Genomic DNA, 17,916 nt, shown 5'->3' with positions numbered 1-17,916 from the left:
ATCTAATATAGTAGTTTGTTTTTACTATACATGCCAATTTAACCTGCAAAAAATAACGATTCTTTGCACAAAGCCTGCTGGAGTGTTGTTGCTAAATTGGTTAAGGTGAAGAAAATATCTTGAGAACTAAAAAATGAAAAAACTAATTTATATCGCCGCTTTGTTATTCTCTGCCCTGACATTTGCAGGTACCGCTCCATACAGTGGAGAGATAAGTCGTGATGACTTACTTAAAGACTACTCTGCGTTTAGTGAAGAGTACGATGAATACTCACCGAGCAAAGAAGAGTTAAGCACTATAAAAGCACTGCAAGGTAAGCAGGTTTTGGTGTTCTTGGGCACTTGGTGTCATGACTCAAAACGTGAAGTGCCTCGATTTTTGAAGCTTCTCGATACTGCAAAGGTGCAGTTAGGCTCACTTAAACTAGTGGCCGTTGGCTACGACAAGCTAGACCCTGCAGGGTTAGCAAAACAGTATGACTTAATGTATACGCCAACCATTATAGTCCTGGATGGTGAAAAAGAGCTTTCCCGTATGATCGAAAAGCCAAAACAAAGCTTGGCAGTGGACCTTACGCAACCGGGTCAAACGCTATAAAATCATCAATAGATAAGGGCATTGATATTAAGTAACCTTGAATATAATCAATACCTTTATCACTCACCAACTGCCATTGCTCTGAGCTTTCGACCCCTTCTGCAGTAATCGTTAAGTCTAGTTGATGGGCTAAATCACTCATCGTTTGTAAAAATAAACCATCTCGTGGGTTATCCACGCAGTTACAAATAAAGGCACGGTCAATCTTAACGTTATCTAGCGGAAACTGCTGAATTGACGAAAGTGATGAATAACCCGTTCCAAAGTCATCAAGTGATAAATTAAAACCTGCTAATTTAAGTTCATGCATTAGGTTTATGGCGTACTGGGTATTTTGAAATAGGGCGGATTCGGTGATCTCAAGATTAATTTTTTGATTAGCCGGAAATAGCTTAGCTTTTTCTTTACTGAGTCGTTTAACTAAATGCACATCAGAGAACTGCTTACGCGACAGGTTGATCGACACTTTAATACGAATATTGTTATCAACCATGCGGTGGCAATCTTCAGCAACCTTAGCAACAATCCAACGTGATAATAAATTAATGAGCTCTGATTGCTCAGCGATGGCAATAAACTCCACCGGTGACACAAAGCCTCGAACAGGGTGTTGCCAACGAACCAGAGCTTCACAGCCAATCAGTGTACCATCTAGAGTGTTTACAATTGGCTGATACACCATACTTAGCTGTTCGTTGGCCGCAAGCGCATGGCGTAGATCACTTTCGAGGTTACTTTGTGCAATAAGCTTATCTTTTAGAGATTGGCTATAAACTGTGAACGGTTTTTGTGTGCGAGGGCATTCATTCATCGCAATGAGGGCTGTGTTGATTTGCTCAGCCGCATCGATGTTTTGTAAATGCGGATAGCCCACGCCAATGTATAAGTGGTAAAAATGAGCGCTACCAGCGGTTTCAATAATACCGCCGACCTGATGCTGTAATCTATCTAATAGGGCGGCGAGTTTTTCATCAAAAATGGCTTCTTTTAGTAATATTAAAAAACAGCCAGGTTTTATATGAGCGCAAAACGCTTGATGTAAGTCAGAAAATTCAATTAGCCGGTTAGCTATCGTTGTCTGTAGTTCATTTAAGTAATCTTGACCGTAAATATCTTCTAATTGACGATAGCCTTTGATCTCGGCACACAATAAAGTAAGGCCGCTACTGTATTGGTCTTCAGGGCATAAACTAGCGATATATTTTTCACTGTAATGGCGATTGGCAAGGCCGGTGACCGAGTCAAAATGTGCTTGCTGGTAAAGCTCATGTTGGCGTTGTTTTTCAGCACTGATGTCTTTAATCGTACCAACCAAGGTGTTGGTTTTAGGGTTCCATTCAGCGTGTTCATGAAACCAGCGTTTTTCTCCATTGAGTTTAATCGTGTATTCAATTTCAGTTGGGCTACTAGGCTTAGTATGAATAAAATTTAAAAACGAATTTTTATAAAAGCTATCGATTTTTTTACAGACATCAGTAATTGATTGCGCTTTGCTTTGTTCTTTGAATAGCGATTTAGCTTGTGATGATAATTGCCTAATGCTTTTATCAGGCGACAGATGCCAACTGCCTACGCCACTGAGTGACTGAGCTTGTTTTAATTCAAATGCCTGTTCAGACAGCTCTAAGGTTTGCTTTTGCACAAGTTTTTCGAGGTTTTGCTCATGCTCACGTAACCGAAAAGTAATCGTAATCAAATAGCAGCTAACCGATGAAAGTAGCAGAGCTATGAGTAGTAATACTAAAAATTCAACATGCGCTCGATAAGCAAACTCGTCTTTAATACCCACAACCCAATGTTGATTTTCAACATCGAGGTTGTAAGTTGACCAGTGGCTTTGCTCAAAACCGTTGTTATTTAAAAGCGGCGCGTAGCTATTCGCTGTTTTTTGCCAAACCTCATAGAGGTGAGGGTGTGAAGTAGTCTCAGGGCTCAAATTTGCTATAAATTCTGGAAAACGCAGCACCGCGATTGCAAACCCCCAAAACTCATTTTGATCAAAAATTGGTAATCGAGCGACTAAGCCTTGACCACCTTGAGCCAACTCTTTAGGTCCATCGATTTGCATTTTTTGAGTATCAATGGCTGTTTGTAATGACTTTTCAATACTTTGCATCTTGAATAAGTCGACACCAATCACACTCTCGTGACTGGTTAGCGGGTAGCTGTATTGAATAACCCCTTTTGGTGCAAGTTGAATAGTTTGGCTACCATCACTATGAGTTAATATCTCAGTGGCAAGGGTTTCGAATTCAGTTTGTGTGTATGTAAAGTCACGCATCGCGGCGCGAACAAGGTAAGGACCAAGGAGTGCGCTATCAAGTGCTTTTTCAAGGTTACTGCTGTAACTGTTAAGTGCTGCATTTTGCTCAATTTCATGCATTTCTTGTCTATCGTAAAACACTTTTAGTGCGATCGCCGAAAATAAACAGAAACTGAGAAAAAAAGAAGTAAATAACAACGAAAAATATGTAATATTACGCAATGGCGTCTCTAAATTAAGTGGGTATTTAAGTACTAAGCTTGCTTTTAAAAATACTAGTTTAGGGTTAGCTGGTTGTCTAGCAAATATCTAGAATTTTAGTTGAATTTTTAGCAAGTTAAAAAAATAATTGTACCTAAATACAATGAATTGCAAGCACAAGTAAGATTAAACACTATGTACCAAGCCGTTATAAAAGCGATAGATGCAGCGAATGCTGTCGACCCAAATCGTGTAAAACAAGATGATCAAGAGCTAGCAAAAGAGTCTTTATATGCAATGCGTATGACCGATATGCTAAACCGCTTCAACCCACAAGCCGATGAGTTGATGCATATTGCTGCGCGAGGCCAACATATTGAGCGTTGGCGCTCTCCTCGCAGTGATTTTCCTATGGGTAAGCAAGGTTATTATCAATGGCGTACGGCTTTATATGATTTTCATGCCGAGCGTGTAACAGCCCTTATGAAAACGGCGGGTTACGCACCGGAAGAATGTGAGCGCGTATACGCAGCCGTTGCTAAAAAGAACATAAAACGAAACCCTGATAGCCAATTGATTGAAGACATTGCAAGCCTTGTGTTTATTGAGCATTACATGCTTGATTTTGCAAGTAGTAAGCCTGATTACGATGAACAAAAATGGCTGGGTATTATTCGTAAAACATGGCAAAAAATGTCAAATGAAGCACATGACTTTGTATTAGCTGGTAACATCAGCTTACCTGAGCCGCTTAAACCGTTAATAATAAAAGCGCTAAATTAATTATAAAACAAGGATGGTCTATGTTTTGCCCGCGTACTAAAACAGCCCTTGAAGCAGTGAGCATTGGCGACGTTAACGTGTATTTATCAAAATCTGGTGGCGTATTTTTTGATAACCGACAAATATTTCACTTTAGCGATCCAAGTTTAAAACCCGCGCAAGTGCTGGTGGCTCATTTACAAACCCTGCCAACAGAATGTGTTGATTTAGCAAAGCGAATTAATTGCCCGAATTGCCCTGACGTGGTGATGATGCGACGCTTTTTTACGCCACTAAAAGTGGTTGAAATAGATGAATGTCCAAATTGTGCGGCTATTTGGCTTGATCATGGTGAGCTTGAAAAGATCCATGAAAATCATTTAACGCCAAAAGAGCGTGAAATGCTGCGTATTGATATGGCCAATAATCATGGTTTTATTCAAGTTAAGATCCCGAAAAGGCGTTATTCTGTTCATGCTGAAAAGCCTGAGTCTAATGCAACGTCATCATTAGAGAAACTAGCAGAACTTGCGTATTTATCGATTTTGAATGACTGATAGTTTATATAAAACACCTGACGCTGAACTTACTCGCGGATCTGTCTATCTTTCGAAACCTAGAGATTTAGAGCTTTTTGATGTGTTGTTTTCTTTTCATGGGCGTTTGAATAGAAAACAGTTTTGGTTTGTGCATGGGTTTTATTTTGTGGTTCAAACTATTGCTGTAGTTGATATGTTCTTTTTTATTGGCATATTTATTTTATTTCAATGGCCACTAATGGCTTCTCAAGTCAAACGCTGGCACGATATTGGAAAGTCAGGCTGGAATTGCCTAATTTGGTTTGTACCTTTTGTTGGTTTAATTATGACATTATTTGAAGCAGGGTTAAGCAAAGGTCATTTGCTCAGGAATCAATATGGTAGTTCGCTGTACAGGGCAGAGTAAGTAAATTAGCGGGTTGTGAATTTTGTTTGATGGCATACACTTTAAACCTAACTAAATAAATTGATCAGGTAACGTATGCTAATAACAATAATATTGGTTTCAGTGTGGTCGCTGTTAATGCTTTATGCTGCGAGCGCTGAATATAAATACTATCAATCGGTTAAAACTTTAGAGCCGGAACTGTGGCAACAACTAGGTGCACCGCGATTTTTAAAAGTACCTATGGTGTTTGTATCTAAAAAGGGTTTAGCACTTTTAAATTCCACAGAGAACGAAACTGTGCGAGCGAATGCAAAAAAACATCGCCAAGCTGGGATTTTGTTTCTTTCCTATGTGGGGTTGGTGCTGGTATCGGCAATCGTATTTTTTAAACTTGCTTAAAAAGAAGCCTGTACCAACTAAGATACAGGCTTTATTAGTTATTAAGTGTTAAAGTTTAACCAGCATTTTTCCTTTATTTTTACCTTCGAACAGGCCAAGAAATGCATCAACGGCATTTTCGATGCCATGGTAAACCGTTTCTTCAGATTTAATTTTACCTTCGCCGATCCACGCGCCCATTTGCTCAATAAACTCAGGGAACTGATCAAAGTAATCAATCACAATAAAGCCTTGCATGGTGAGCTTTTTCGAGTTGATATAAAAGAGGTTGCTTGGCCCTGGCTGTGCAGTGTCATTATTGTAACCTGAGATCATGCCACATACAGGAATACGGCCGTAATCGTTCATTACATTGAGTGCTGCTTCAAGGTGATCGCCACCTACGTTTTCAAAGTACACATCAATGCCTTTTGGTGCCGCTTGTTCAAGGGCTTTTGTTAGGTTTGCTACCGTTTTGTAATTAATTACTGCATCAACACCCAACGCTTTAACCATTTGTGCTTTTTCGTCAGAGCCAACCGAAGCAATCACTTTACAGCCTTTTAGCTTAGCAATTTGGCAAACAACGCTACCTACAGCGCCTGATGCAGCTGAAACAAACACGGTATCGGTTTCTTTTAGGCTAATTACCTTTGTTAAACCTGCCCATGCAGTTAACCCAGTCATGCCCATAGTACTTAAAAACAGTTGGTCTGGTAATGGTACGTTTGGCAGTAACGTTAAGTCGCTGCCATCGCTAATGTGCATGGTACGCCAGCCGCTAATATGACTTACTTTGCTCCCTACAGGAAAGTCATCATTACGTGATTCAATCACTTCGCCGATAGCACCGGCTTCCATCACTTCGTTTAAGTTAAATGGCGCGATATATGATTTACGATCAATCATGCGCGGGCGCATATAAGGGTCAACTGACATCCAGGTATTTTTAATTAACACTTCGCCGTCGTTCAAATCAGGAAGTGTTACGTCTACCTGCGCAAAATTAGCCTGTGTTGGTACACCCGTTGGGCGTGAAACTAAATGAATTTGTTGACTTGTCGCCATATAAACCTCGAATCTGCTAGATTAGAATCAATTAATGAATTGCACAAAACATTTGTGCGCAAACTATTTGCGAACAATTTAATGATCTTTACTATAAAAGGCAATAGATCGTCGGAAAATAATTTGCGCGCAAACTAAATTAAGGCAATAATACGGCAGTATTTCAGTTTAGGGTAGCAGCATGAGCAACAAGTTATCAGACAATGTATGTTTCACTTTATACAGTGCAACAAATGCGTTGATCAGAGCGTTTCGACCAATCCTCGAAGCTTATGACTTAACCTATCCGCAATATATTGTGATGCATTCTCTTTGGTATAATAACCAAGTGAGCTTAAAAGCGCTTTCTCATGACACGCACCTTGATTCAGGCACCTTAACACCAATAGTTAAGCGCCTAGAAAGCAAAGGTTTATTGACTCGTCAGGTATCAAATGAAGATGAGCGTAAAAAAGTAATTTCGTTAACAGAGCAGGGCATGCAACTTAAAGTTGATGCTGAAGAATTAACGGCGAAGTTAATGGCACGCTCAAATATGAGTGTGGAGCGAATCGAGTTATTACGCGAGTTAACCCTTGAGCTGCATACTGACCTAACAAAAACGGACCTTACAAAAAGCTAATCTTCTACTAAACACACTAAAGTGCCTTCAATAGCACGAACATACGCATAATGCTGGGCGTCTTTTTTAGTTGGCGGGCATAATGGCTCAGCACCAGCAAGTACAGCTTTATCGTAACTTTCGACTAAATTATGGCAGCTAAACCTTAGCTCAAAGCCTAGTGCAGGTTGCTTAGGGTGGGCACGAATATACCCTTGCTTAAAATATGACTGCGCATGCGGGTGGGTCGCAAAAGCAAGTTTTACAGACCCTGTAACAAGTTCACCGTACTCGGCATCGTCACTGATATGGTTGGTATTTAAACCAAATGCTTGATAGTAAAAGTCGAGTACTTCTTCTACGTTATCGACGTAAATAACCTGACTTAAAAATACCATTTATGCTGCTCTATTTATTGTTCGTTTATTAAATAAAGCATAGTTTTAGCAATAAAAAAACCTTGTAAGTCATACTCACAAGGTTTTTTTAATACTTAAAGCTTAGCTGTAGTAGCTACGACTTGTTGCGGTTTTCTTTCGCAAATGCACGAATTTTACGTTTTTGCGATAAAGTCACTTTATTAGTGCGACCCGCGTATGGGTTATCGCCTTCTCTAAATTCAATTTTGATTGGCGTACCCATAATACCTAATGCTTTACGGTAGTAGTTCATTAGGTAGCGTTTGTAGCTATCTGGTAAGTCATGAACTTGGTTACCGTGGATCACGATACGTGGTGGGTTATAACCACCTGCGTGAGCATATTTAAGTTTTACACGACGACCACGAACAAGTGGCGGTTGGTGATCAGCTTGTGCCATATCCATGATACGACGCAGCATCGCTGTGCTGATACGCTTAGTTGCTGACTCGTATGCTTCATCTACCGACTCAAATAAATGACCCACACCTGTGCCATGTAAAGCAGAGATAAAGTGTAAACGTGCGAAATCGATGAAACCTAAACGACGGTCAAGCTCTGACTTAATACGTTCTTTAACGTAATCGTCAAGGCCGTCCCATTTGTTAACAGCAACAACCAATGAACGACCTGCGTTTAAGGCAAAACCTAGTAAGCTTAAATCTTGATCAGAAATACCTTCGCGCGCATCAACCACAAGCAATACCACGTTAGCGTCTTCAATCGCTTTAAGGGTTTTGATCACAGAGAATTTTTCTACAACATCGCTTACTTTCTTACGCTTACGAACACCCGCAGTATCAATAAGAATGTACTCTTTGTCGTTACGTGTCATTGGAATGTAGATAGAGTCACGGGTTGTACCCGGCATATCGTAAACGATTACACGTTCTTCACCTAAGATACGGTTTGTAAGTGTTGACTTACCAACGTTAGGGCGACCGATAATAGCAAGCTTTACTGGTTTGTCAGCAAAAGCTTGTTGGTTGTCTTCGCCTTCTTCATCTTCGCTGTAAAGATCAACCAGTTCGTCATCACTTTCTTCAAGCTCTTCAGCTTCGCCTGCAAGTTCTGCAATAACTGGCTGTAAGGTTGTTTCAAGTAATTGCGTGATACCACGGCCATGCGCCGCAGCAATGTGATGCACGTCACCTAAGCTTAACTGGTAGAACTCAGCACAGTATGAATCTGCATCAATGCCATCAACTTTGTTTGCCACAACAAAACATTTCTTTTGTTGTTTACGAAGGTGGTTAGCAATCGCTTGGTCTGCGGCGGTCATACCTGCGCGGGCATCAACTAAAAATAGCACGATATCGGCTTCTTCAATCGCTAGTAGCGATTGCTCAGCCATTTCAGTTTCGATACCTTGCTCAGAACCGTCAATACCACCCGTGTCTACCACGATAAATTCATAGCCATCGTAATCAGCTTGGCCATATTTTCTATCTCGTGTTAAGCCTGGAAAGTCGGCTACGAGGGCGTCACGAGTACGTGTTAAACGGTTAAATAATGTGGATTTGCCCACATTGGGTCGCCCAACAAGAGCGATCACGGGAAGCATAAACTACCTCTTAAAAAAACAACAAAAGGCTTCGCCAAGCGAAGCCTTAGAAAAATAACGTTTACTATTAGTAAGTTAGTTTGGAATTTTAACCGCGCTAACTTCACCATCTCGGGTGTATAAAATTAACTTGTCACCGGCAACAACTGGCTCAATAAAGAAACCTGAGCTGTCAAAGTCTTCGCGCGATACAAGCTCGCCCGTTTCTTTGTCTAACCAGTGTAGGTTACCTTCTTGGTCACCTAATGCTAAATATTTACCAGCCACGGTAGGGCCTGTTAAGTACCAGCCGCGTAATGCCGGTTGGCTCCAACGCTCAATACCTGATGTTTTATCTAGACCGTAAACAACACCATCGCTATCAACAACATAGATAGACTGGCTATCCATCGATAAATCACGGTAGCTGCTGTACTCACGTTTCCAAACAACATTACCAGAACGAATATCAACGGCTGCTAAGTTACCATTATAGGCGATTGCATAAGCATATGGACCGCTAATTAATGCTTGTGTATCTACATCAACCAAACGTTCAAACTCAGACGCACCTTTTGGAGAAGCAATTTCAGCACTCCACGCAGAGTAACCATTTTCAGAAATTAATACGCTTAATTTACCTGTTTCAAGGCCTAGTAATACACCACCGTTGGCTACAGTTGGTGAACTTTGACCACGTAACGTTAGTGGTGGCACTTCTTGTTCAAAGCTCCAACGCTCTTCACCTGTATCTGGGTGTACAGCTAATAATTTACCTGAGCCTAGGTTTACAAAAATTAGGCCGTCGCCTGCAGCTGGTTTAGAAAGTACTTCGCCTGGCATCGTTTTACGCCAAACGATTTCACCTGTTTCACGGTCAAGAGCAGTTAAGTAACCATGCTCAGAACCAACGAAAATTTTTCCGTAAGCTTGTAAAATACCGCCCGATAGCTTGGCACTTTCTGTGGTTTCCCAAGGCCAGAAGGCTGGGTTTTCACGCACATCGGTTTGCCATAGCGTATCGCCATTTTCAAGCGATAGGGCTTCAACTTCACCTTCGCGGTTTGCTACATACACAACATCGTTATGAATAGCCGGTGTTAAGCGCGAGAAATAGTGCTGAACACCATCACCGATTGATTCTTGCCAAACCACTTCTGTCTCAAATTGATTAACAATTTCAGGCAGTACCAGTTCTTCTTCGTCATCACTTGACGAACACCCAGTCAGGGTTGCGATACACAGAGCAAGTGTTGCCGCTGTTAACTTCTTCATCTTAACCCCTTACGCCGCTGGGCTAGTTTGTGCTAAGTCATCAAGTTTAATTTGTAATAACGGATTGTTTTCAAGGCCGCCATTATCAGCAGCAGCTTGGTATTGGCTGCGAGCTTGGTCTTTGTCGCCTTGTGCAGCATAAACATCGCCTTTTAATTCAGCGACTGCAGCAGCAAATGATGCTGGAAGCTGGGCGTTTAGCGTTGTTAGCGCTTGCTCATATTGCTTTTGTGCAAGGTGAACACGAGCAAGGCGCGTTGTTGCCGTTGCTTTAAGCTCAGGGTTTTGTTCGTTGGTGATGATCCAGTTAAGCTTTTCGCTTGCTGCATCAAGGTCATTCTTTTCAACGGCTTCTTTCGCTGCTACAAATGCTGTTAGCGTGCTGTAGCTTGACTCGCCATTGTCTTTAATAAACGTATCCGCTTTTTCTAGCACGGCACCGCTTTCAACAAGTTGTGTGAAAGAGTCTGATGCTTTCTCAGCTGTGGTGATTTGGCTTTGGTTATAAGCTTTCCAACCATATAAACCACCTAAACCTGCAACAATACCAATTGCAAGTGCTAAACCATTTTCACGGAAAAAGCGTTTGATCGCTTCTTCTTGTTGTTCTTCTGTTGAATAAATTTCCATGCTTACCTCTGTTGCTAGCTGGGCTTAAATAAGCTCAGCTAGTAGCGTTTTCGCTTCTTCTAGTTTTAAGGTGACTTGTTCTTTACGCTCACGTAAGTACTTAATAGTCACAACGCCTTGTTCTAATTCATCTTCGCCGATAATAACTGCGACTAGAGCATCGCTTTTATCTGCGCGTTTTAATTGCTTTTTAAAGTTGCCACCGCCTGCGTGCACCATAACACGTAGACCTGCAACATCTTTACGTAATTGAGCGGCAATGATAGGCGCTTGAATGCTGGCTTTATCGCCCATGGCTGCCAAATATACATCAGCACTACGGCGGATGTCACCTACACTTTCGAGTGCTTGAAGTAATAACACTAAACGCTCAAGACCCATTGCAAAACCTACCGCTGGTGTTGCTTTACCGCCTAGTTGTTCAACTAGACCATCGTAACGACCACCGGCACAAACGGTTCCTTGTGCGCCTAGGCTATCGGTTACCCACTCAAAAACAGTGCGGTTATAATAGTCAAGGCCACGTACAAGCTTTTCATTTACCGTGTATTCGACGCCTGCAGCGTCTAAACGTTCACATAAATTTTCAAAATGTTCTTTTGATTCAGCGTCTAAGTGCTCAGATAGTTTAGGCGCATCAGTTAAAATAGCTTGTACATCAGGGTTTTTGCTATCTAACACACGTAAAGGGTTGGTGTGCATACGACGCTTAGAGTCTTCATCAAGTACATCGACGTGTTGCTCTAAGTAAGCAACAAGTGCATCACGGTAGTCTGCACGCGCTTCATTTGAACCCAGTGAGTTAAGCTCAAGACGAACGTGTTCATTGATACCAAACTCTTTCCATAATTGGGCTGTCAGCAAAATAACTTCTGCATCAATATCGGCAGTGGCAATGCCGAATGTTTCTAAACCAAATTGGTGGAATTGACGGTAACGACCTTTTTGTGGACGCTCGTGACGGAACATCGGGCCCATGTACCATAAACGTTGTTCTTGGTTATACAGTAAACCGTTTTGATTACCTGCACGCACACATACTGCCGTACCTTCAGGGCGAAGTGTTAAGTTATCGCCATTACGGTCTGCAAAGGTGTACATTTCTTTTTCGACGATATCGGTTACTTCACCGATAGAGCGCTTGAATAGGTCGGTTGATTCAACAATTGGAAAACGAATTTCTTGATAACCAAACGATGAAACTGTTTCACGTAAAATGTCTTCTACTTTCTGCCAAATTTGCGTATCGCCTGGCAGACAATCGTTCATACCACGAACTGCCTGAATTTGTTTTGCCACTGATAAATCCTAAATACTGTACTTGCGCTGAAAAAATCGCGCCTCAAGAAAAACTAAAAAATTGACCCGTCATTATACCGTCTAAGCGGTAAAGGTAAACGGCAAACCCAAGGGTTTGCCGAGTATATGCGAATTATTCAACGATTTTGATGTCGATTGGCGTTTCTTTCTCTTTTTTAGCGATAAAGTCGCGCACATAGCCTTCAAGTTGGTCGACAATGTTATCGTTATCGATACGTGCTTTTTGGCGCTCACCATTGATGTATAAGCCAGAGCGACGGTTGGCACCAGCAAGGCCGATATCACTAACCAGCGCTTCGCCAGGACCATTTACCACACAACCAATCACCGACACTGACATAGGTTCAACCACGTCTTCAAGGCGCTCTTCAAGTTGGTTCATGGTGCTTACCACATCAAACTCTTGGCGTGAGCAGCTCGGGCAGGCAATAAAGTTAATACCGCGTGAGCGAATGCGTAATGATTTTAAAATATCAAAACCCACTTTGATCTCTTGTACCGGATCGGCAGCAAGTGATACGCGTAATGTGTCACCAATGCCTTCGGCAAGTAGCATACCTAAACCAACAGCCGATTTAACCGAACCTGAGCGCATACCGCCTGCTTCGGTAATACCTAAATGCAGTGGCTGGTCGATTTCTTTCGCAAGTAATCGATATGCACCGACCGCTAAAAATACATCTGACGCTTTAACGGATACTTTGAATTGGTCAAAGTCTAAACGTTGTAAGATCTCAACATGGCGCATAGCTGATTCAAGTAAAGCTTCTGGCGTTGGTTCACCGTATTTTTCTTGTAAGTCGCGCTCTAATGAGCCGCCATTAACACCAATACGAATAGGGATGTTATGCTCACGTGCAGAGTCTACAACGGCACGAATACGCTCTTCGCTACCAATGTTACCTGGGTTTATACGTAAACAATCCGCACCATACTGAGCCACTTTTAATGCAATACGGTAATCAAAGTGAATATCTGTTACCAGCGGGATAGTGACTTGTTCTTTAATGCTTTTAAATGCTTCAGCTGCTTCCATGGTTGGTACAGACACACGCACAATATCGGCGCCGGCATCTTGAATAGCTTGAATTTGTGCAACCGTTGCATCGATATCTAGGGTGTTGGTGTTAGTCATCGACTGAACGGCAATTGGCGCACCATCACCAATTGGCACGTTACCTACGTTAATACGGGTCGATTTTCTGCGTTTAATAGGAGATTCTGAAAACATTGCGGTTACTCTGATAACGGTAAAGTAAATTTAGCTAAGCGATTTTTGGCAAAATGTGAGGTATCGACGGCTTGACCTTGAAAAGTAATATCGACTACTTGGTGCTTGCCTAATACTACATTAAACGGCTGTGGGCCGGTTACTGTCATAATGTAACCTGCTTTTTTAACACCAAAAGCAATTCGATCGCCGTTGCCATCGTGAATTTCTACCCAGCTATCTTCATTGAAGTGCATCACCACTTCGCTATGCTCAGGATCAGCCTTTTCAGTTTTTGGCTGAGCAGCAGGTTGGTTTTGTGATGCAGCTTGATTTTGTGCTTCGTTGCTGGTCGTTGGCGCATCAGCTTCAGGCTGAACGATTTCTTGCTCGCCTTCAGCGAGTGGTTGAATGGTTTCTTCAGCTGGTGCTTCTACAGCTAAGTCGGGTGAAATATCACTGCTTTCGAGCTGATTTGGCATCGCAGTCGTGACCGGCTCTTCGATATTCTGGTTGCTATTTTGCCACCACCAAAACACAGACGAACCAATGATCACCGCTAAGATAAAGTAGCTAAACAGCATTAAACGGCTGTCATGTGCTTCTTTTTCTGTGCGGCGAGAAAAGCTCTGCATTTTTGACTTTTTCTCAGGCTCAACGTGCTCTGGCAGTAATTCAAGCATGGCTTGGCTATCGATTCTAAGCTCACGGCAATAGCTTCTGATATAACCTTTTACGAAGGTCGCAGGGCCTAGTAGTTCGTGCTCGTCGTTTTCTAGTCGTTGTAACTGTAAAACTGATAACTTTAATGCACCAGCAAGTTGCTCAAGGCTCATTCCTGCGTCTTCGCGGCGCTTTTTTAGCGCTTGGCCGAGCGTTTCTTGTGGTTGTTCTAAATTGTTTTCTTCATTCATAATGCGTATGAGTCTGGATCTACCAATAAGAGTCTATGCCCAGGTTCTAGGGCGACATCTGGGCTCAATTTGTTCCAGCGCATTAACTGATCGATCAATACGCTATGCTGTGTGGCTATGCTAAAGAGTGTGTCGCCATCATTGATGTCGTGATAAATGTTCGGATCGTTCAAATAAATGCGAGTACCGTTTTGTACACGATCCGATTCTTTTAAGCCATTCCACAGCAAAATCTTCTGTAGTTTAACATTGTATCGCACCGAAATGCTAAAGAGGTTTTCACCATTTTCAATAATATGATACGGGATATTCAGCGCCGGTACATTTGCGTTCAGCATGGGTAAGTTAAGCGGCTCGTTTGTCACGCTAAAGTCAGTGCTATTGGCGGTTGACGTCGTTGTTTGACTGCCACTAAATACGTTTTCGTCTTTTTCTGCTTCGTAAAACACCACAGTGCTGGCATCATTTTTGGTATTTTGCGAGTTTGCTGGCGTTTGTTGTTGAACGCTTGGCGTTTGCGGTGCACCAAATGACACTATGGTCACTTCATCATTGCTTTGCGTACTTGTTTGTTGCTTTGCAATAACAGCAGCCTGTTCAACTTTTCGAGAGCTAACCGTTTGGAAACCTTCGTCAGTTTGCTGTGTGATTGTCTCTGGCGTTGTATTGACTGTTTGAGAAGAGGCGAGTGTCTCTGTTACGGGCTTTTCTTCGCTGTCTGAGTTTACCTCAGTAGGCACCTGCTTATTACTTTGCGCTACAGTTTGTGGCTCGGGTTGAGTTTTGTTTACAGTTGGCTGCTCAACTAGAGAAGTTTGTTCATTAGTTGTTGGAACATTTGTGGTCTTTACAAGGCTTTGCCCGGTAGCAGCCACTGGCGCCTGTGCAACAACAGCTTGTTTAGCAGGCGCTTTTCTTTTCACGATGCGAATTTTTGGCTGATCTTTGCTAACCGTGCTGTTATCGCTTGAGATTTTCAGTTCTTCAAGCTGCGCTTGACGGTATTTTTCACGTAGAACTTCAAATTCTGAGCGTTTAGTTCGCCCTGTAGTAATTGCTTTTGCTTCGCTCGAACCTGGGTAGGTTTGTAAAATGATACCTGCCGTTGTTTCGGCTTTTTCAATATGGCCCATCCGTTGCTGAATTAAGTAGCTGAGCATGAGTGCGCGGGGGGTTACGCGGCCTAACGATTCGTATCTTTCAATGATATCTTCAGCTTTGTGAAGATCGCTTTTTGCGTAATATAAACCAGCAAGACTAATCATTGATGATGGACGCTGCGAGCTGTGGTTTAGCGCAGATTTTAGATATTTTTCTGCGTTTTCAAAATCATCAAATTCAATCGCACATAAGGCTAAGTTTTCGTAACTTTCAGCTACACGGATATAGCTAGGAACAGCAATCGCTTTAAGAAGTTCTTCTGCAGCGCGATCATATTCGCCAATGCCACACAAAAAGACACCATAGTTATTTAAGGTGTTCGGATCATTAGGGGCGATTTTTAGTGCGCGTTGATAGGCTTTATCGGCTAGCTCAGGTTCATCAACTTGTTGATAGTAATAAGCTAAAGAGTAGTGAACTTCTGGGAGGTCAGGTGCAAAATCTGCGGCGCGTTCTAAATTATATTTTGCTTGCGAGTTGTTGCCCGTTTTTAAGTACTGTAACGCAAGGGCGATACGAGTACGGGCAGCACCGGTATTATTAACCTGTTTTTCAACAACGGGTCTGTCGCTACCTTCGTAGCTGTTTTCTGTAACACACCCTGTTAATGCGAATGCACCAACAGTAATGGCAAGTATAGAACGCATTACCTAATCTCTTCTTTGATTCCGTATGCCTATCTTACCGAAAAGCCTTTGTGTTGCATCTATTATTTTAAAAATAACGAGTTTGTCACAAAGGCTTATCTTTAGAAATTACGCTTATGCTTGGTGAACATTTACCGCAATAGCGTTATCTTCGCGCATTTTCTTTTTCGCTAAACGTTTAGTTCGGTCTACAACATCACCCACTAATTGCCCACAAGCTGCGTCAATATCATCACCACGGGTACGGCGAACAATACAGGTAATTCCCGCTGCTTGTAATACTTTAGAGAAGCGGTCGATGCGGCTGTTGCTCGAACGGCCATATTCATTACCTGGGAATGGGTTAAACGGAATTAGGTTCACTTTTGAAGGTGTTCCTTTTAATGTTTTAACCAATTCGTGTGCTTGATCTGTGCTGTCGTTTACACCTTGTAGCATCACGTATTCGATAGTCACATCTTTGTTTGCTTTAGAGCCATCAATATAACGACGACACGCCGCTAAGAACTCTTCGATAGGGTACTTTTTATTAATTGGTACCAGTACATCACGTAGTTCATTGTTTGGCGCGTGAAGTGAAATAGCCAGCGCTACGTCAATTTTCTCTTTTAATAAATCAAGAGCAGGCACCACACCAGAGGTACTTAAAGTAACGCGACGCTTTGATAAACCAAAACCCCAGTCGTCCATCATAAGTTCCATTGCTGGTACTACATTTTTAAGGTTGAGTAATGGCTCACCCATGCCCATCATTACCACGTTAGTAACTGGTCGCTTAGTGCTATCGCCGTTTAAACCAATGTCTTTTGCAACACGCCATACCTGACCGATGATCTCAGATACAGATAAGTTACGGTTAAAGCCTTGTTGTGCTGTTGAGCAGAAAGTACACTCAAGGGCACAACCTACTTGTGATGAAACACATAATGTTGCACGGTCTTTTTCTGGGATCCAAACAGCTTCTACTTCTTGGCCACCTTGTAGCATCAGGGCGTATTTGATGGTGCCATCACTTGCCTGTTGTCTAACTGAGATTTCAGGAGCAACAATTTCACATTCAGCTTTTAGTTTTTCTTTTAGCTTTTTGTTGACGTTTGTCATGTCGTCAAAATTGTCTACGCCAAAATGATAAATCCATTTCATCACCTGATCGCCACGGAATGGCTTTTCACCGAATGATACAAAAAGCTCACGCATTGCATCTCGGTTTAAATCTAATAAGTTAATCTTTTTTTCAGTGGTCATGAAACAACCTCAATCAGTGACGGTGGTAAGTAGTTTGGGTGCGCGATTGTACATTATTTAATCGACTTAGTCATTAGCTAAACATATTTACAATAAGCTTAGCTAATGACTAAAAAAGGGCCCGAAAGCCCTTTTTCTTCTGCATCACAGACTTAGCTGTGAACTCGAAATTAACGAGTACGTGGGCAGATTTCTTCGTCAGCGAAGAAGTATGCGATTTCACGTGCAGCTGATTCAACAGCGTCAGAACCGTGAACAGCATTTTCGTCGATGCTGTCTGCGTAGTCAGCACGTAAAGTACCAGCTAGTGCTTCAGCAGGGTTAGTAGCACCCATGATTTCACGGTTTTTAAGTACTGCGTTCTCACCTTCAAGAACAGTAACCATTACTGGACCAGATGTCATGAACTCAACTAAAGCACCGAAGAAAGGACGCTCGCTGTGCTCAGCGTAGAAACCTTCAGCTTTTTCTTTTGAAAGGTGAACCATTTTAGCTGCAACGATTTTAAGACCCGCAGTTTCGAAACGGTTGTAGATAGCACCGATGTGGTTTTTAGCAACTGCATCAGGTTTTACGATTGAAAAAGTACGCTCTAAAGCCATCTTTATGCTCCAATAATTTTAAATTTAAAAGGTTAAATATTAACGGGCGCGAATTATACGCGCTTTACGTGAAAATTCCTAATTTAATTAAATAGTCATTTGATGGCATTTTCATGAACCCTAACCATGTATAGCAACGCGGGTATAAAGTG

Annotated in this window: 18 protein-coding genes; 6 read left to right on the top strand and 12 right to left on the bottom strand. The window is 42.0% G+C overall.

Annotated features, from left to right (window positions below):
* Nucleotides 1–133: 133 nt before the first annotated feature.
* Nucleotides 134–598 (top strand): TlpA family protein disulfide reductase, encoded by a 465-nt coding sequence (locus L1D51_RS15080; protein ID WP_054563289.1) that lies wholly within the window; start codon nt 134–136, stop codon nt 596–598.
* On the opposite strand, the gene L1D51_RS15075 is transcribed toward L1D51_RS15080, so the two are convergent.
* A complete protein-coding gene (locus L1D51_RS15075; protein WP_239964030.1) occupies nt 573–3,002 on the bottom strand; it encodes a bifunctional diguanylate cyclase/phosphodiesterase in 2,430 nt (809 codons plus the stop codon). The two genes, L1D51_RS15080 and L1D51_RS15075, sit on opposite strands and share 26 nt — an antisense overlap.
* Nucleotides 3,003–3,257: 255 nt before the next feature.
* Here L1D51_RS15075 and L1D51_RS15070 point away from each other — a divergent pair, with 255 nt between their 5' ends.
* From L1D51_RS15070 to L1D51_RS15055, 4 genes are all read left to right on the top strand, one after another.
* Nucleotides 3,258–3,845: a DUF4202 domain-containing protein gene (locus L1D51_RS15070; protein WP_239964029.1), complete on the top strand. Its 588-nt coding sequence runs from the start codon at nt 3,258–3,260 to the stop codon at nt 3,843–3,845.
* 20 nt (nt 3,846–3,865) lie between these two features.
* A complete protein-coding gene (locus L1D51_RS15065; RefSeq protein WP_239964028.1) occupies nt 3,866–4,381 on the top strand; it encodes a TFIIB-type zinc ribbon-containing protein in 516 nt (171 codons plus the stop codon).
* The gene (locus L1D51_RS15060; RefSeq protein WP_239964027.1) at nt 4,374–4,769 is read left to right on the top strand and encodes a DUF805 domain-containing protein; all 396 of its coding nucleotides are present in this window, start codon (nt 4,374–4,376) and stop codon (nt 4,767–4,769) included. The genes L1D51_RS15065 and L1D51_RS15060 overlap by 8 nt, the downstream gene beginning before the upstream one ends.
* Nucleotides 4,770–4,844: 75 nt before the next feature.
* Nucleotides 4,845–5,150 (top strand): hypothetical protein, encoded by a 306-nt coding sequence (locus L1D51_RS15055; RefSeq protein WP_239964026.1) that lies wholly within the window; start codon nt 4,845–4,847, stop codon nt 5,148–5,150.
* Nucleotides 5,151–5,198: 48 nt separating this feature from the next.
* Here the strand turns inward: L1D51_RS15055 and L1D51_RS15050 are convergent, their stop codons facing one another.
* Nucleotides 5,199–6,197 carry an NADP-dependent oxidoreductase gene (locus L1D51_RS15050; RefSeq protein ID WP_239964025.1) on the bottom strand — a complete coding sequence of 333 codons (999 nt, stop codon included), beginning with the start codon at nt 6,195–6,197 and terminating at the stop codon, nt 5,199–5,201.
* 181 nt (nt 6,198–6,378) lie between these two features.
* Between L1D51_RS15050 and L1D51_RS15045 the strand changes: the two genes are divergently transcribed.
* Nucleotides 6,379–6,819, top strand: a complete 441-nt coding sequence (locus tag L1D51_RS15045; RefSeq protein ID WP_239964024.1) for a MarR family winged helix-turn-helix transcriptional regulator — start codon at nt 6,379–6,381, stop codon at nt 6,817–6,819.
* On the opposite strand, the gene L1D51_RS15040 is transcribed toward L1D51_RS15045, so the two are convergent.
* From L1D51_RS15040 to ndk, 10 genes are all read right to left on the bottom strand, one after another.
* Complete coding sequence (locus tag L1D51_RS15040) at nt 6,816–7,196, bottom strand: VOC family protein (RefSeq protein WP_054562634.1); 381 nt, start codon at nt 7,194–7,196, stop codon at nt 6,816–6,818. The two genes, L1D51_RS15045 and L1D51_RS15040, sit on opposite strands and share 4 nt — an antisense overlap.
* A gap of 115 nt (nt 7,197–7,311) precedes the next feature.
* Nucleotides 7,312–8,781 carry a ribosome biogenesis GTPase Der gene (gene der / locus L1D51_RS15035; protein WP_054553521.1) on the bottom strand — a complete coding sequence of 490 codons (1,470 nt, stop codon included), beginning with the start codon at nt 8,779–8,781 and terminating at the stop codon, nt 7,312–7,314.
* 75 nt (nt 8,782–8,856) lie between these two features.
* A complete protein-coding gene (gene bamB / locus L1D51_RS15030; protein ID WP_055022060.1) occupies nt 8,857–10,035 on the bottom strand; it encodes an outer membrane protein assembly factor BamB in 1,179 nt (392 codons plus the stop codon).
* Nucleotides 10,036–10,044: 9 nt separating this feature from the next.
* The gene (locus tag L1D51_RS15025; RefSeq protein WP_239964023.1) at nt 10,045–10,665 is read right to left on the bottom strand and encodes a YfgM family protein; all 621 of its coding nucleotides are present in this window, start codon (nt 10,663–10,665) and stop codon (nt 10,045–10,047) included.
* A gap of 24 nt (nt 10,666–10,689) precedes the next feature.
* Entirely contained in the window at nt 10,690–11,964 is a 1,275-nt protein-coding gene (hisS, locus tag L1D51_RS15020) for a histidine--tRNA ligase (protein WP_055022058.1), read from the bottom strand.
* 133 nt (nt 11,965–12,097) lie between these two features.
* Nucleotides 12,098–13,216: a flavodoxin-dependent (E)-4-hydroxy-3-methylbut-2-enyl-diphosphate synthase gene (ispG, locus tag L1D51_RS15015; protein WP_054553525.1), complete on the bottom strand. Its 1,119-nt coding sequence runs from the start codon at nt 13,214–13,216 to the stop codon at nt 12,098–12,100.
* 5 nt (nt 13,217–13,221) lie between these two features.
* On the bottom strand, nt 13,222–14,109 hold the full coding sequence (locus tag L1D51_RS15010) for a RodZ domain-containing protein (RefSeq protein ID WP_239964022.1): 888 nt from the start codon (nt 14,107–14,109) through the stop codon (nt 13,222–13,224).
* On the bottom strand, nt 14,106–15,917 hold the full coding sequence (gene pilW / locus L1D51_RS15005) for a type IV pilus biogenesis/stability protein PilW (RefSeq protein WP_239964021.1): 1,812 nt from the start codon (nt 15,915–15,917) through the stop codon (nt 14,106–14,108). The genes L1D51_RS15010 and pilW overlap by 4 nt, the downstream gene beginning before the upstream one ends.
* Nucleotides 15,918–16,031: 114 nt before the next feature.
* Nucleotides 16,032–17,162, bottom strand: coding sequence for a dual-specificity RNA methyltransferase RlmN (rlmN, locus tag L1D51_RS15000; protein ID WP_239964020.1), 1,131 nt, complete (start codon nt 17,160–17,162; stop codon nt 16,032–16,034).
* A gap of 170 nt (nt 17,163–17,332) precedes the next feature.
* A complete protein-coding gene (gene ndk, locus L1D51_RS14995) occupies nt 17,333–17,764 on the bottom strand; it encodes a nucleoside-diphosphate kinase (RefSeq protein WP_036972405.1) in 432 nt (143 codons plus the stop codon).
* Nucleotides 17,765–17,916 lie beyond the last annotated feature (152 nt).

This window comes from Pseudoalteromonas shioyasakiensis (assembly GCF_022398475.1).
Taxonomy (GTDB): Bacteria; Pseudomonadota; Gammaproteobacteria; order Enterobacterales; family Alteromonadaceae; genus Pseudoalteromonas.
The sequence above is the reverse complement of the archived record's forward strand: the minus strand, read 5'-3'. Positions and strand labels throughout refer to the sequence as shown.

Excerpts from the sequence above, each read along its gene's own strand:
- L1D51_RS15080 (WP_054563289.1), top strand. The coding sequence starts at position 134 with ATGAAAAAACTAATTTATATCGCCGCTTTGTTATTCTCTGCCCTGACA.
- L1D51_RS15070 (WP_239964029.1), top strand. The coding sequence starts at position 3,258 with ATGTACCAAGCCGTTATAAAAGCGATAGATGCAGCGAATGCTGTCGAC.
- L1D51_RS15065 (WP_239964028.1), top strand. The coding sequence starts at position 3,866 with ATGTTTTGCCCGCGTACTAAAACAGCCCTTGAAGCAGTGAGCATTGGC.
- L1D51_RS15060 (WP_239964027.1), top strand. The coding sequence starts at position 4,374 with ATGACTGATAGTTTATATAAAACACCTGACGCTGAACTTACTCGCGGA.
- L1D51_RS15055 (WP_239964026.1), top strand. The coding sequence starts at position 4,845 with ATGCTAATAACAATAATATTGGTTTCAGTGTGGTCGCTGTTAATGCTT.
- L1D51_RS15050 (WP_239964025.1), bottom strand. The coding sequence starts at position 6,197 with ATGGCGACAAGTCAACAAATTCATTTAGTTTCACGCCCAACGGGTGTA.
- L1D51_RS15045 (WP_239964024.1), top strand. The coding sequence starts at position 6,379 with ATGAGCAACAAGTTATCAGACAATGTATGTTTCACTTTATACAGTGCA.
- L1D51_RS15040 (WP_054562634.1), bottom strand. The coding sequence starts at position 7,196 with ATGGTATTTTTAAGTCAGGTTATTTACGTCGATAACGTAGAAGAAGTA.
- der (WP_054553521.1), bottom strand. The coding sequence starts at position 8,781 with ATGCTTCCCGTGATCGCTCTTGTTGGGCGACCCAATGTGGGCAAATCC.
- bamB (WP_055022060.1), bottom strand. The coding sequence starts at position 10,035 with ATGAAGAAGTTAACAGCGGCAACACTTGCTCTGTGTATCGCAACCCTG.
- L1D51_RS15025 (WP_239964023.1), bottom strand. The coding sequence starts at position 10,665 with ATGGAAATTTATTCAACAGAAGAACAACAAGAAGAAGCGATCAAACGC.
- ispG (WP_054553525.1), bottom strand. The coding sequence starts at position 13,216 with ATGTTTTCAGAATCTCCTATTAAACGCAGAAAATCGACCCGTATTAAC.
- L1D51_RS15010 (WP_239964022.1), bottom strand. The coding sequence starts at position 14,109 with ATGAATGAAGAAAACAATTTAGAACAACCACAAGAAACGCTCGGCCAA.
- pilW (WP_239964021.1), bottom strand. The coding sequence starts at position 15,917 with ATGCGTTCTATACTTGCCATTACTGTTGGTGCATTCGCATTAACAGGG.
- rlmN (WP_239964020.1), bottom strand. The coding sequence starts at position 17,162 with ATGACCACTGAAAAAAAGATTAACTTATTAGATTTAAACCGAGATGCA.
- ndk (WP_036972405.1), bottom strand. The coding sequence starts at position 17,764 with ATGGCTTTAGAGCGTACTTTTTCAATCGTAAAACCTGATGCAGTTGCT.